This is a genomic window from Yoonia sp. BS5-3 (genome assembly GCF_038069655.2).
Classification (GTDB): domain Bacteria; phylum Pseudomonadota; class Alphaproteobacteria; order Rhodobacterales; family Rhodobacteraceae; genus Yoonia; species Yoonia phaeophyticola.
Genome location: NZ_CP150951.2, coordinates 3,282,873 through 3,296,535, shown reverse-complemented (window position 1 = coordinate 3,296,535; position 13,663 = coordinate 3,282,873). Strand labels below are relative to the sequence as shown.

General features: G+C 55.7%; 14 protein-coding genes. 12 read left to right on the top strand and 2 right to left on the bottom strand.

The features are described 5' to 3' along the window. Positions 1–242: 242 nt before the first annotated feature. Positions 243–1,148 carry a LysR family transcriptional regulator gene (locus AABB29_RS16680; protein WP_341365844.1) on the bottom strand — a complete coding sequence of 302 codons (906 nt, stop codon included), beginning with the start codon at positions 1,146–1,148 and terminating at the stop codon, positions 243–245. Positions 1,149–1,305: 157 nt separating this feature from the next. On the opposite strand from AABB29_RS16680, the gene AABB29_RS16675 reads away from it, so the two are divergent. From AABB29_RS16675 to AABB29_RS16620, 12 genes are all read left to right on the top strand, one after another. Next, positions 1,306–4,722, top strand: a complete 3,417-nt coding sequence (locus tag AABB29_RS16675) for an indolepyruvate ferredoxin oxidoreductase family protein (RefSeq protein WP_341365845.1) — start codon at positions 1,306–1,308, stop codon at positions 4,720–4,722. 73 nt (positions 4,723–4,795) lie between these two features. Then, entirely contained in the window at positions 4,796–5,704 is a 909-nt protein-coding gene (locus tag AABB29_RS16670; RefSeq protein WP_341365846.1) for a lysophospholipid acyltransferase family protein, read from the top strand. Beyond that, entirely contained in the window at positions 5,682–6,494 is an 813-nt protein-coding gene (locus AABB29_RS16665) for an aspartate/glutamate racemase family protein (protein ID WP_341365847.1), read from the top strand. The genes AABB29_RS16670 and AABB29_RS16665 overlap by 23 nt, the downstream gene beginning before the upstream one ends. A 36-nt stretch (positions 6,495–6,530) precedes the next feature. Further along, on the top strand, positions 6,531–7,559 hold the full coding sequence (argC, locus tag AABB29_RS16660; RefSeq protein WP_341365848.1) for an N-acetyl-gamma-glutamyl-phosphate reductase: 1,029 nt from the start codon (positions 6,531–6,533) through the stop codon (positions 7,557–7,559). Beyond that, a complete protein-coding gene (ccmE, locus tag AABB29_RS16655) occupies positions 7,556–8,026 on the top strand; it encodes a cytochrome c maturation protein CcmE (protein WP_341365849.1) in 471 nt (156 codons plus the stop codon). The genes argC and ccmE overlap by 4 nt, the downstream gene beginning before the upstream one ends. Positions 8,027–8,071: 45 nt before the next feature. After that, a complete protein-coding gene (locus AABB29_RS16650) occupies positions 8,072–8,683 on the top strand; it encodes a holin-associated N-acetylmuramidase (RefSeq protein ID WP_341365850.1) in 612 nt (203 codons plus the stop codon). Further along, the gene (locus AABB29_RS16645; protein ID WP_341365851.1) at positions 8,674–9,189 is read left to right on the top strand and encodes a holin family protein; all 516 of its coding nucleotides are present in this window, start codon (positions 8,674–8,676) and stop codon (positions 9,187–9,189) included. The genes AABB29_RS16650 and AABB29_RS16645 overlap by 10 nt, the downstream gene beginning before the upstream one ends. Then, positions 9,179–9,382, top strand: coding sequence for a hemolysin XhlA family protein (locus AABB29_RS16640; RefSeq protein WP_341365852.1), 204 nt, complete (start codon positions 9,179–9,181; stop codon positions 9,380–9,382). Before AABB29_RS16645 ends, AABB29_RS16640 begins: the two co-directional genes overlap by 11 nt. Then, on the top strand, positions 9,379–9,780 hold the full coding sequence (locus AABB29_RS16635; RefSeq protein ID WP_373636637.1) for a hypothetical protein: 402 nt from the start codon (positions 9,379–9,381) through the stop codon (positions 9,778–9,780). The genes AABB29_RS16640 and AABB29_RS16635 overlap by 4 nt, the downstream gene beginning before the upstream one ends. Before the next feature lie 76 nt (positions 9,781–9,856). Further along, complete coding sequence (locus tag AABB29_RS16630) at positions 9,857–11,827, top strand: heme lyase CcmF/NrfE family subunit (protein WP_341369063.1); 1,971 nt, start codon at positions 9,857–9,859, stop codon at positions 11,825–11,827. Continuing rightward, entirely contained in the window at positions 11,824–12,264 is a 441-nt protein-coding gene (locus AABB29_RS16625; RefSeq protein ID WP_341365854.1) for a cytochrome c-type biogenesis protein, read from the top strand. Before AABB29_RS16630 ends, AABB29_RS16625 begins: the two co-directional genes overlap by 4 nt. A 71-nt stretch (positions 12,265–12,335) precedes the next feature. After that, a complete protein-coding gene (locus AABB29_RS16620; RefSeq protein ID WP_341365855.1) occupies positions 12,336–13,112 on the top strand; it encodes an enoyl-CoA hydratase-related protein in 777 nt (258 codons plus the stop codon). On the opposite strand, the gene AABB29_RS16615 is transcribed toward AABB29_RS16620, so the two are convergent. Then, the gene (locus AABB29_RS16615) at positions 13,097–13,606 is read right to left on the bottom strand and encodes a DUF2087 domain-containing protein (protein WP_341365856.1); all 510 of its coding nucleotides are present in this window, start codon (positions 13,604–13,606) and stop codon (positions 13,097–13,099) included. The genes AABB29_RS16620 and AABB29_RS16615 overlap by 16 nt on opposite strands. Positions 13,607–13,663: the final 57 nt, after the last annotated feature.

The window sequence follows — 13,663 nt, the reverse complement described above, 5'->3', positions numbered from 1 at the left end:
TATCCTTCGAACACACAAAACAGCTGTCCCGGAAAGGACATGCGCAACTGCGCTTCCGAGGGGCTGTCGTTACTTTTGGGCGAGATTGGAAAGATCCAATTTTACGCAAATACAGGATGTATTCGAACGGACCTGATTGGCATAGGCAAAATTAATTCTTTGGTAAACATATTGCCGCGGTTTGGCGGTAACGCGGTTAACGCTTTGCAGCCGCGCCATGCTGTCGCGCACGCAGGGGCATGTTAGTCGGCTTCGCCGAGCCGTATCTTCTTGCGATGCGTGAAAATTTCGTCTTGCACGAAATCCCGGAAAGCGCTGATGCGTTTGGATTGCCGCAGCTCTTCTGGATAGGCGAGAAATACGGGGACTTCGCCGCTTTCGAGGTCAGGCAGGATGCGGACGAGGTCGGGGAAATCCTCGGTCAGGTAGTCAGGCAAGACCCCAACCCCGATATGGCTGAGGATCCCTTGCAGAACACCGAAATAGTTGTTCACCGTAAACAGGTTTGGAATGTCATAGGTCAGCAAATGCTGGACGAGGGTTGAGCCCGCCGAGACCTGAATGGAGTTGACGCTTTGACAGATCAGCCGGTGATTGCTGATTTCTTCGATATCGTTGATCTGGCCGTTTTTCTGAAGATATTCCTGCGATGCGTAAAGGCGCATACGCACGGACATCAGCCGTTTGCGGATCAGATCGGCCTGGCTGGGCTCTTTCATGCGGATTGCGACGTCGGCCTCTCGCATGGGCAGATCAAGTACCCGTTCTTCGAGCATAAGGTCGATTTTCAGATCGGGGTATTGTTCATAGAGCTTCGGCAGCCGCGGCGCGAGCCAGAGCGTGCCAAAGCCGGTCGTCGTTGTCACCCGCAATTCGCCAAAGACCTCTTCTTCGCTGTCTCTGATCCGCGCGGAGGCCGCTTCGAGCCGTTTGTTCATTGATTTGGTCGCATCAAAGAGCAACTCACCCTGTTCGGTCAGAATCAGCCCGCGTGCGTGCCGGTGAAAGAGGGTGGTGTTGAGCGATTCTTCGAGCGCGCGGACCTGCCGCGAGACTGCCGATTGCGAAAGATGCAGTGTATCGCCCGCATGGGTCAGTGAACCGGCATCCGCAACCGCGTGAAATATTCTTAGCTTGTCCCAGTCCATGACGCCCCGCTGCTGTCTTTTTCTGATCTTTGTTGTTAGATTATTACGCCATTGCGGCGTTTGGATGCAAACCCTCAGGACGCATAAATTTTGCTTTGTAGGTCAGTATTTTTGACCTAAGCTGATGCAGAGAGGTATGCTGTGCGGGAGGTGCTGGATGTCTGTTCAAGATGTGTCATTGAATGACCGTTATGATCTGGAAAAATCGCCTATTCTATTAAACGGGACGCAGGCGTTGGTCCGCCTGATGCTGATGCAGCGTGCCCGTGACGAGAGGGCTGGCCTGAATACCGCCGGGTATGTCACTGGATATCGTGGATCGCCGTTGGGTGCCGTCGATATGCAGATGACCCGTGCAAGAGGGGTGCTTGAACCTGCACAGATCACGTTTCAACTGGGGCTGAACGAAGATCTGGCGGCCACTGCATTATGGGGATCGCAACAGGCGGAACTGCGCGGTGAAGGTAAATATGATGGTGTCTTTGGCCTGTGGTATGGCAAAGGCCCCGGCGTTGACCGCACCGGTGATGTGATGCGCCACGCGAATATGGCTGGCACTAGTCCGCATGGCGGTGTGATCATGGCAATGGGTGATGATCACACTGGTGAAAGCTCCACCACGTTGCACCAATCTGACTGGGCCATGATTGATGCCTATATGCCCATCGTCTCGCCCGCAGGTGTGCAAGAGATCATGGATTACGGGCTTTATGCCTGGGAGTTGTCCCGTTTTGCGGGTGTCTGGGTTGGTCTGAAGACCATGAAGGACACGATTGAGGTCACGTCGGTCGTGGATGGTGATCCACATCGGATGTCTTTTGCCCGCCCGGATTTACCGCTGCCCGAAGGTGGCCTGAATATTCGTCTGGTCGATACGCCGCAGCTGCAAGAAGCGCGGATGATTGACCATAAACGCTTTGCCGCAGAAGCGTTTTCGCGTGCCAACAAGATGGATCAGCGCAAATGGGGCAGGCCAGGTGCCAAGATTGGTTTTGTCGCTGCCGGTAAAAACTGGCTGGATTTGCAACATGCGTTTTCGTTGCTGAATATTGACGAAGCCGAGGCCGAGCGTCTGGGGCTGACCACCTATAAGGTCGGTCAGGTTTGGCCGCTGGATATGGCCAGTTTTCATGAATGGGCCGAGGGTCTTGATCTGATTGTCGTGGTCGAGGAAAAGCGCAAGCTGATTGAAGTGCAGGTCAAAGAAGCGATCTTTGATGATCGCCGTGGTCGCCGGGTTTATGGCTGGCACAAGGGCGATGAGCATTCCGAAGGGCGCCGTGAAGAGATTTTTCAGACGAAGGCTGATCTGAACCCGATTGTTATCGCTGACAAAATCGGTGGCATTCTGGTGGAGGAGGGCTGCGGTTCTGAAGGTGTTAAGGCTGGGCTTGCCGCCCTTTCTGAGGCGCGCCGCGCTGACAATGCGCCTGAGATTGCGGCCCGCTTGCCCTATTTTTGCTCAGGCTGCCCGCATAATTCGTCGACCAAAGTCCCCGAGGGCAGCCGCGCTTATGCCGGCATTGGCTGTCACTACATGGTCCAATGGATGGACCGCGAGACGGTCGGTTTCACACAGATGGGTGGCGAGGGCGCTAATTGGGTTGGCGAGGCCCCGTTTTCAAACAGGGATCATGTTTTCCAGAACCTTGGCGATGGAACCTATAACCATTCAGGTGTTCAGGCTATTCGCTTTGCGCTGATGGCCGGCACGAACATCACTTACAAGATCCTTTACAATGACGCTGTCGCGATGACGGGTGGGCAGGGCAATGATGGTGGGCTGACCGCTGATCAGATTTGCCGTGAGCTGTTGGCCATGGGTTTGCGAAATGTGGCCCTGGTCTATGATGAGAAAGAAGATATCGATCTGGCGCAGTTCCCTAAGGGGCTTGAAATATATCCGCGCGATGAACTTCCTGCGGTTCAAGAGAAATTCAGCAAATACAAAGGCGTGTCCGCTATTGTTTATGTGCAGACCTGCGCTGCGGAAAAGCGTCGCCGCCGGAAGCGTGGCCAGTTTCCTGATCCCGATAAGCGCATTTTCATTAACACGGATATCTGCGAAGGCTGCGGTGATTGTGGGGTTCAGTCGAACTGCGTTTCGATTGTACCGGTTGAGACGGAACTGGGCCGTAAACGTGCGATCGACCAATCATCGTGCAATAAAGACTTTTCCTGCGCCGCTGGTTTCTGTCCATCATTTGTCACCATCGCGGGCGCGAAAATCCGCAAAGAGGCGACCGCGGATGTCGATATTCCCGATATGCCAGAACCCAAACTACCTGACATTTCGGGCACGCATAACGTCGTCATTACCGGTGTCGGCGGCACGGGTGTTGTTACGATCGGCGCAGTTCTGGCCATGGCAGCCCACATGGACGGCAAGGGCGCTGGGATGATGGAGATGGCGGGCCTCGCCCAAAAGGGCGGCGCTGTGCATATTCATTGCCGTATTGCCGAAAATCCCAATGATATCAGTGCAATTCGGGTCGCGACAGGGGAATGCGATACCCTGATTGGTGGTGATCTGGTTGTTTCCGCTGGGGCCAAGACCATCGGGTTGATGCAATCCGGGCGCACACAGGCGGTGGTGAATAGCCATGAGATCATCACCGGGGATTTCACCAGGGATACTGCCTTTAAGCTGCCCACGGAGCAATTGCACCTGTCGCTTGAAGCCCGGCTTGGTGACAGGTTGGCGATGTTTGATGCCTCTGATCTGGCGAAGGCCCTTTTGGGCGATAGTATTTATTCGAATATGATGATCTTTGGCGCTGTTTGGCAAATGGGTGCAATTCCCGTCAGTTACGAAGCGATTTTGGGTGCGATTGAGCTGAATGGCGCAGCGGTGAACCGCAATATACGCGCTTTTGAATTTGGTCGTTGGGCCTATTTATACCCCGATGAGGCCGCACGGCTTTTGGCGCCGAATGTGGCCGCTTTGCCTGCGAGCTTAGAGGATAAAATCCGTTTTCGTGCCGACCATTTGGTGGCTTATCAGGGTAAGGGGCTGGCCCGCAGGTATCAAAAATTGCTCGATCAGATTCAGGATGCGCCCCTGAAAGACGCTATGGCAAAAGGATACCATAAGCTATTGGCGTACAAAGATGAATACGAGGTCGCGCGCCTTTTGACCGAGACAAAAGCCAAGGCGGAGGCCGAATTTGATGGTGATCTGTCGTTGACATACCATTTGGCCCCCCCATTTCTGAGCAAAGCAGGTCCAAATGGGCGTCCGTTGAAAAAGGAGTACGGGAAAAACATGGCCTGGGCCTTTCCGAAGCTGGCGAAACTCAAATGGTTGAGAGGCACCCCGTTTGACCCGTTTGGGCGTACGGCAGAGCGGAGGATGGAACGCGCCTTGATCCGACAGTATGAGACGGACATGGCTGAGGTCTTGAAAATAATGCGTCCTGATACGCGCGACGCTGCGATCGCGTTGGCCGCGCTTCCTGTTGAAATCACTGGCTTTGGCACTGTCAAAGACGCAAATGCCCAAAGGGCCGCGAAACGCCGCGAAGAGCTGCTTGCTGTACTACGCGCCGCACCCATGCAACAAGCGGCAGAGTGATTGACGATTGTCGTTTGCTTGTCCGTTAATTGTGTTAAACAGCCGCCAAACCAACGATTGAGGCCATTTTTTTATGCCTTCAAAAGACCGCCAAGTCGCCCGCGACATCACTTATGCGTCCTCTGCCAAGGGCCGTGGAGGCCGCGCTATGATCCGCGTGATGGAGAATGCCACGGGGCGTTTGCGGATGATCCGCAAGGCCAAGGGATATGACGCTGATGTCGCTGCAGGCCAGGATTTTTGGCAGGTGATGACAGAGCGCTATGGCGTGCGTTTGGAAGTTGTTTCAGGCTCTCTTGAAAGTATCCCGAAGACGGGCCCTGTCATTGTCGTCTCAAACCATCCCTATGGCATTTTGGATGGGCTGATGATGGGGCGCATCCTGTCAGAGCGGCGCGATGGTGAGTTTCGTGTTTTGGCCCATCGGATTTTCCGCCGTGCCCCTGATCTGGAGCGCGTGATCCTGCCCATTTCGTTTGACGACACCAAGGAAGCCGCCAAGCTCAACCTGCAGACCCGCACCGAGGCTGTGTCTTACTTGAAAGAGGGTGGTGCGATTGGGATTTTCCCAGGCGGTACCGTTTCCACAGCTGCCAAGCCGTTTTCGCACCCGATGGATCCCAGCTGGCGTACTTTTACTGCCAAGATGATTGCCAAATCCGACGCCACCGTGGTCCCTGTCTTTTTTGAGGGCCGGAACAGCCGATTGTTCCAACTGGCCAGCCATATTCACAGCACTTTGCGCACTGGCATGTTCATTCGTGAGTTCAAGACCAAGATCAACAAACCGGTGCGCGTCGTGATCGGTGACCCGATCCCGTCTGCCGTGCTGGATGCCTATAAAAAAGACCCCAAAGGGTGCATGGATTTCCTGCGAAAAGCCACGTATGAGTTGAGTCCGAGCCCCTTGGATCCGTCCATGCTGGGTCATGAGTTTGAGAAGAAATACAAGGTGCGTGATGGCCGTCGGGATATTCGATAGCGGGCTAGGGGGGCTGACGGTGCTTGACGCTGTCTCAAAGCGCTTGCCTGATGTCCCGCTGGTTTATCTGGGGGATAGCGCCCATGCCCCTTATGGCGTGCGCGATTCCGATGATATTTATGATCTGACGACCAAAGCCACCTCGCGCCTGTTTGAAGCGGGCTGTGATTTGGTGATCTTGGCATGCAACACCGCATCGGCGGCAGCTTTGCGCCGGATGCAGGAAGGCTGGGTGCCGCAGGATAAGCGTGTACTGGGTGTCTTCGTGCCGTTGATCGAGGCGCTGACGGAACGCCAATGGGGCGATAATTCTCCGCCGCGTGAGGTCAACGCCAAGCATGTCGCCTTGTTTGCCACACCTGCCACCGTGTCCAGCCGCGCATTCCAGCGCGAGTTGGCTTTTCGTGCCATCGGCGTTGATGTTGAGGCCCAGGCCTGCGGCGGTGTTGTCGATGCCATCGAAGACGGTGACATGATCCTGGCCGAAGCCTTGGTCAAATCCCATGTCGATGCGCTGAAACGCAAAATGCCGGACCCGGATGCCGCTATTCTGGGCTGCACCCACTATCCGCTGATGCATGAGGCCTTCCAGGCTGCATTGGGTGCCGATGTGAAGGTGTTTTCACAAGCCAATCTGGTTGCCGAAAGCCTTGCAGACTATCTGGACCGCCGCCCCGAAATGATTGGGCCGGGTACTGTGTCGGATTTTCTGACAACAGGTGATCCGGCGCAAGTGTCCAGCCGGGCCACCCAGTTCTTGCGACGACAAATCACCTTTGAAGCCGCTTAAACCTTTTTTCTACATCCATCCCAAAGGGATAAAGATATGACCCATAATGTCGCCATTCTTGGCGCTTCTGGCTATACGGGCGCAGAGCTTGTCCGGTTGATTGCCACCCATCCGCAGCTGACGATCGTCGGTCTTTCTGGAAACTCCAAGGCTGGTATGGCTATGGCGGATGTGTTTCCGCATTTACGCCATTTGGACTTGCCGCGCCTGACGACCATCGACGAGATGTCATTTGACGATGTTGAAATCGTCTTTTGCGGGTTGCCCCATGCCACGTCGCAAAAGGTGATTGCGGGCCTGCCTGAACATGTACGTGTCGTCGATATGTCGGCTGATTTCCGGCTGCGTGACCCAGCTGATTACGAAAAATGGTATGGCAAAGCCCATGCTGCCCCTGAATTGCAGAAAACCGCCGTTTATGGCCTGACCGAGTTTTACCGTGATCAGATTAAAGATGCCCGCTTGGTTGCAGGCACCGGCTGCAATGCGGCCACTGGTCAATATGCCCTTCGTCCGCTGATCGCGGCGGGTGTGATCGATTTGGATCAGATTGTCATGGATCTGAAGGCTGCAGTGTCGGGTGCCGGTCGGGCTTTGAAGGAAAACTTGCTGCATGCGGAATTGTCAGAGGGTGCCCATGGCTATGCCGTTGGCGGCACGCATCGGCATTTGGGCGAGTTTGACCAAGAGTTTGCCCTGGTCGCGGGCCGTCCTGTGAATATTCAGTTTACCCCGCATTTGATCCCCGCCAACCGCGGCATTTTGGCTACCACCTATGTGCAAGGCGATCCGCAAGCCATATATGAAACATTGGTCGCGGCTTACGCGGCCGAGCCGTTTATAGAGGTATTGCCGATGGGACAGCATCCGTCGATCAAACATATCCGCGCGAGCAATTTCTGCCATATTGGCGTTGTGGCGGACCGTGTCCCGGGCCGTGCGATTGTGATTGCTGCGCTGGATAACCTGACCAAAGGATCGTCAGGCCAAGCCTTGCAGAACGCCAATCTGATGCTTGGTTTGCCGGAAACCGAAGGTTTGATGCTAGCACCTGTTTTCCCATGAGTAGCGGGCTGACATCCCTGAAAAAGCGCCGCCGCGTTCAGGTGATGTGGCTGACCATGACCAGTATCGCGCTGGTCTTGGTCATGCTGTGGTTCTTGCCCGATGACAGTTTCCAGTTCTTCCGCTCGCCCAGCGAAGTGACCGAAGCCCCGCCGCCGCCCAATGAGCGGTTCCGTATCGGGGGGCTGGTTGAAGAAGGATCGCTTGTCCGCGGTCAAGGTGAGCAGATCAGTTTTCTTGTGACTGATGGCGGTGCGTCGGTTCACGTTGTCTATACCGGCCTTCTGCCTGATCTTTTTGAAGAAGGTCAGGGCATGGTCGCGCAAGGTAATTACGTGAACGGCCGCTTTGAAGCTGTTGAAATTCTTGCCAAACATGATGAGACTTACATGCCTTCCGAAGTCGTAGATGCTTTGAAAGAACAGGGCGTTTATCAGGCACCGGACGGTACCGCAGAGACGAATTAACCAATCCATTGCAGCCTTCTGGTCGTTGAACCATGAGGGCTGCAGATGCAAAATGTGACCGAAATAGCAACCGAGATCGTCGCCCGAGAGGGCGGGTATGTGAATGACCCTGACGATCCCGGCGGCGCGACCAATCACGGCGTCACTATTCATACGATGCGCCGGTTAGGTCTTGATCTAAATAACGACGGCCAAGTTGACGCCCGTGACGTCCGTGTTTTGACCCGGACGCATGCTGTGTCCATTTTTGTCGAGCATTACTTTCGCCGTCCAAAGATCGACCAACTGCCTGAAGTCCTGCATGCGACAGTCTTTGACATGTATGTCAATGCGGGCGCCAATGCTGTCAAAATCTTGCAGCGTCTCTTGGGTGATATGCGTATTCCTGTGAGCGTCGACGGTGTGATCGGTCCGCAGACCATCGCCGCCACCAAGCAGGGCCTTGAGGCCGCCCCCCGTCATTTCGTCGACGCCTACGGCATTGCCCGCCGGAACTACTATTACGATCTGGCTGATCGCCGCGCCAATAGCCGCAAATATGCCCGCAGGCGTGATGGAGGTAAGGGCGGCTGGATCACCCGGGCCGAGGAGTTCATCGACCCCCGTTACCACTTTACAGACAAGCAGCATCGCGAAAGGACCGCAAAATGGGACTGATTGATGGGGTGATGTCATTTCTTTTTGGTGATGGCCGCAATGTCGTTGTGGAAACGGCCCAAGTATTCCGGGAAAACACTGAAAAAGGTGCAATCCGGGCCGCAGATTCAAAAACCGAGAGTCTGGAGCAGTTCGCGGCTGAATTTGCCATGCCGAAGCGCGGGTTGTTTGATCGTTTGATCGACGGGCTGAACCGGATGCCCCGCCCAATGTTGGCCTTGGGCACGATCTGGATGTTTGTCACGGCCATGACCAGCCCCGAGACCTTCGTGGCTGGGATGGAGGGGATCGCGTTGGTGCCCGAGCCGCTTTGGTGGTTAATGGGCGCTATTGTTAGTTTTTACTTTGGGGCCCGTCATCAGGCAAAGGGGCAGGAGTTTCAACGCTCTGTCGCGCTGAGCCTCGCGATGGCGCAGGCTGCGCGACCCGCAAAAGCGCCGGAGCCTGCATCAGATCCTGCGGGTGCAAATGCGGCGCTGGCTGACTGGCGTGCCGATGATGGATAATGATTGGGCCGATCAGCTAGAGCGGCGGGTGATCGCGTTAGAGACCCGGAACGCCGTTGACGAGGTGCATCGCAAAAATGTCGCTGATCGTCTGAGTGCCATTGAGGATACGCTGAAATGGTTGGTTCGTTTGATCATTGGCGGTCTCTTGATGGCCGCGGTGACCTATGCCGTCCAAGGGGGCTTTTCATGATGGCAAAGCAACTTATTGGTGCGTTGCTTTTGACGAGCGCGTGGTTTCTGAGCATGGTCGGGGGCCGGATTGAGGGTTATTTTTTTCCGGTGACAGAAATTGGCGTGATCGAAACCCATGAAGCCGTCGGCGAGACCTGGACCAGGATTTGGGGCCGTTCGCGCCGATTACGACATTGTTCTTTTGATCATCTGAGTTGGTATCTAGGGCGCGGCGCGGAAAACTCTCGCGCTGATTTGATTTTTGAAGAGGGAACGAAACTGCGTGGCGACGGCCATTTCGGATTTGGTCCATGGCTGGTTCAACTGACACCAGCGCAGTTGTTTGAGCGGTCATATGCGGTTGTATATCACCGCTGCCATCCGCTTTGGCTGACTGAAACACGCTTTTACGGATAGCGCCCGCGTCAAATTGTATCGCGCAATGGGGCAGGGCCCTATGTCACCCCGCACCGCTTTGCGCTATCAACACGCTATGTGGAACGAACTTGGGCATTTTGCGCTGATTCTGGCCTTTTGCATTGCAATTGTGCAGATGATTGTTCCTTTGGTCGGTGCCCAGCGCGGCAATATGCGCTGGATGGCCTTGGCCGAGCCCGCCGCCACGATGCAATTCCTGTTGACCGCTTTTGCCTTTGCCGTGCTTACCCGGGCCTTTGTTGTATCAGATTTTTCGCTGCAGCTGGTCTATCTGAACTCGCACACCGACAAGCCGATGCTTTACAAAGTGTCGGGCGTGTGGGGCAATCATGAGGGTTCCATGCTGCTATGGATGGTAATCCTCACCCTTTTTGGTGCCTTTGCGGCATGGTTTGGTGGCGGATTACCCGCCAAGCTGCGCGCCCGTGTGCTGGCGGTGCAAGCATCGATTGCGGTCGCATTCTTCGCTTTTGTAATCTTTACCTCTAACCCGTTCATCCGCCTCGAGCTGCCGCCGCTCAATGGGCGGGATCTGAACCCGCTGTTGCAAGATCCTGGTTTGGCCTTTCACCCGCCGTTTCTTTACCTCGGATATGTCGGGCTGAGCATGTCGTTTTCTTTTGCGGTCGCCGCACTGATCGAGGGCCGCGTTGACGCAGCATGGGGCAGGTGGGTGCGACCGTGGACTTTGTCAGCCTGGATGTTCCTGACTGTCGGCATCGCGCTGGGGTCTTGGTGGGCCTATTATGAGCTGGGCTGGGGTGGCTTTTGGTTTTGGGATCCGGTTGAGAACGCTTCTTTCATGCCTTGGTTGATTTCGGCAGCGCTGTTGCATTCGGCTATTGTGGTTGAAAAGCGCGAGGCGCTAAAAAGCTGGACGATCCTGCTGGCAATTCTGGCGTTTGGATTTTCGCTGTTGGGTGCGTTCATCGTTCGGTCGGGCGTGCTGACATCCGTCCACGCCTTTGCGAACGATCCTGAGCGCGGGATGCTGATCCTGATCATTCTGGCGATCTTCCTAGGCGGTGCCCTAACACTTTTTGCGGCGCGCGCGGGTGCGCTGGAGGCGAAGGGGGTCTTTTCCACAGTCAGCCGCGAAAGTGCGTTGGTGCTGAACAATATTCTGCTCGCGGTGAGCTGCTTTGTCGTGTTCCTGGGCACGATCTGGCCGCTTGTGGCGGAGCTGTTGTTTGACCGTTCTTTGTCGGTCGGCCCGCCATTTTTTGATGCGGCATTCACGCCCTTTATGGTCGGCCTGGCGATTATTTTGCCTATTGGGTCGATCCTGGCGTGGAAGCGCGGCACATTGGGACGTTCGGCCAAGGTGCTTGGCGGTTGGCTTATGCTGGCGGTTGCGCTGGCCGCGCTGACCTATGCGGTGCAATCGGGTAACTCTGCCTTGGGGCCGATTGGTGTTGCCCTGGGCGTTTGGGTCGTGGGTGGAGCATTGGCCGATATTTGGATGCGAAGTGGCCGGGCCGGATGGTCTGATCGGCTGCGGCGCATCGCGCGCCTTCCGCGTGCGGATTGGGGCAAAGCGGTGGCTCATATCGGGATGGGCGTGACTATTTTTGGTATTGCCGCCATGCTCGCCTGGGAGCGTGAAGATATCCGCGTTGCTGATTTGGGCGATCGCTGGGACGTAGGCCGCTTTGCCTTTCAGCTGGATGATGTCCGGCAACTGGAGGGACCAAATTACCTGACAACGCTGGCTGAAATATCGGTCTGGCGCGGTGATCGGCAGGTGAGTGTGCTGACCCCGGAAAAACGGTTTTATCCGGTGGCCCGGATGCCCACGACCGAGGCTGCGATCCGTAACGGTATTTTGCGCGATCTTTATGTGGTGATTGGCGATCCACAGGAAAATGGCGGCTGGGCCGTGCGTGTTTATATCAAACCATTTGCGAATTGGATTTGGGGTGGCGCCATATTGATGGCTTTGGGCGGCTGTTTATCGCTGTCTGACAGGCGTTTGCGCGTTGGTGCTGCCGCCTCTAAACAAGCCCGGGCGGTGCCAGCAGAATGAGATGGTTTGCGGTTGTCTTGTGTCTATGGGCGATCCCGCTTTGGGCGGTAGAACCCGACGAAATATTGGCTGATCCGGTGCTTGAGGCCCGCGCGCGAGAGATATCGCGAGGTTTGCGCTGCCCCGTTTGCCAGAATGAAAGTATCGACGAGTCCAATGCGAGCTTGGCAAAGGATTTACGTATCTTGCTGCGCGAGCGTCTTGTCGCCGGTGATACCGATGCGCAGGCGATTGACTTTATTGTCCAACGATATGGCGAGTTCGTGTTGCTGCGCCCTGATACACAAGGCGCAAATCTGATCTTGTGGATCGCAGCCCCGATCATGTTGTTGATCGCGCTTGGCATCGGTTGGACAGCAATCGGACGCAAAGGTGCAACCGTCACAGCGCTTTCTGAGGCAGAAAAGGCCGAATTGGAAAAAATATTACGTTCGTGACGCAGTGTAGGGCTTTTCTGAACTGATCTGTTCACTAGGTTAGACGCAAGGAAGCCATAAGGACAAAGCGCATGGATTATCAGGCCATTACACTCGTCATTCGAAATTCGGTTGGGGTGATTACGCTCAACCGCCCATCGGTGATGAATGCGTTGAATGCGCAGATGCGGGCCGAGATTACCCATGCTGTTAAAGCGGCAGAGAAAGACGCGCGGGTGCTGATCTTGACCGGAGCGGGCAAGTCATTTTGTTCGGGCCAGGATTTGGGTGATGGGGCCTCTGCCGCATCGTTGGATTTGGAACGCACTTTGCGCGACGAATATGTTCCAATGCTCAAGGCTATTTTCGATTGCCGCGTTCCCACTATTGCTGCTGTCAATGGTCCGGCGGCGGGGGCCGGTGCCAATCTTGCCCTGGCCGCTGATGTTGTCATCGCCTCAGACAACGCCTATTTCGTGCAGGCATTTACCCGGATTGGCCTGATCCCGGATGCAGGCGGCACCTATTGGTTGCCACGGCAAGTCGGCGCGGCCAAAGCGATGGGCGCGGCCCTTTTTGCGGATAAAATCACGGCGCAGCAAGCATCTGACTGGGGCATGATTTACGAGACCGCACCGGCAGCGACATTCCTTGAGCATGTGCAGGGCAGGGCTGCGCAATTGGCGCAAGGCCCGACGGTGGCCTATCGCCAGCTTAAGAAGGCAATTCGCGGATCGTTTGAAAACTCACTGGATGAGCAACTGGCCCTTGAGGCGAAGTTGCAAGGGCGGTGTGGGCAGACCCGTGATTTCCAGGAAGGGGTTGTGGCCTTCCTGGAGAAACGCAAGGCAAATTACGAAGGACGTTGAGCTGCCTTGATCAGAGCCTTGGCGTCGGAGGGCGGTGCGCGTTCGATACGGCGGTATGTTTTTCCATCCTTGGTCCGCGTGACCAATTTATGATCGATGAGCGAGCGGCGCAGCAAGGCGTGGTCTTCAAAACTGTGCCCTGCGCGTAGGATTTCGTTGACGTCTTTTTCGCCAAGATCAGTGCGGGCAGGAAGTGCCGCCCAGAACGCCCACATACACAGCGCCTGTACGGATGTTTGCTTGGGCCAGCGGGTCATGATCCCGCCCTCAAAGACACGCAGGGCGCGGTCCAATTGCTTGGTCTGCGTCTGTGCTGTGGCGGGTGATTGGTCCGCCCGCAAGTGCTGGTAGTTCTGATACCCCGCCGCCTTTGCGACCATTGACAACATGGCGGCATGGCCGGGGAGATCATCCCGTTTTTGCAGATCTTGCCGGAGATTTTTGGTGAATGCAGAAAGATCTGCAATTGTAATAGGTTGCAATGCGCGCGGCATAGTCTGGCCTTTCGTGGTACCTGCCGGCCCCTTCCAATTGGGGGTGATGGTCGCCCT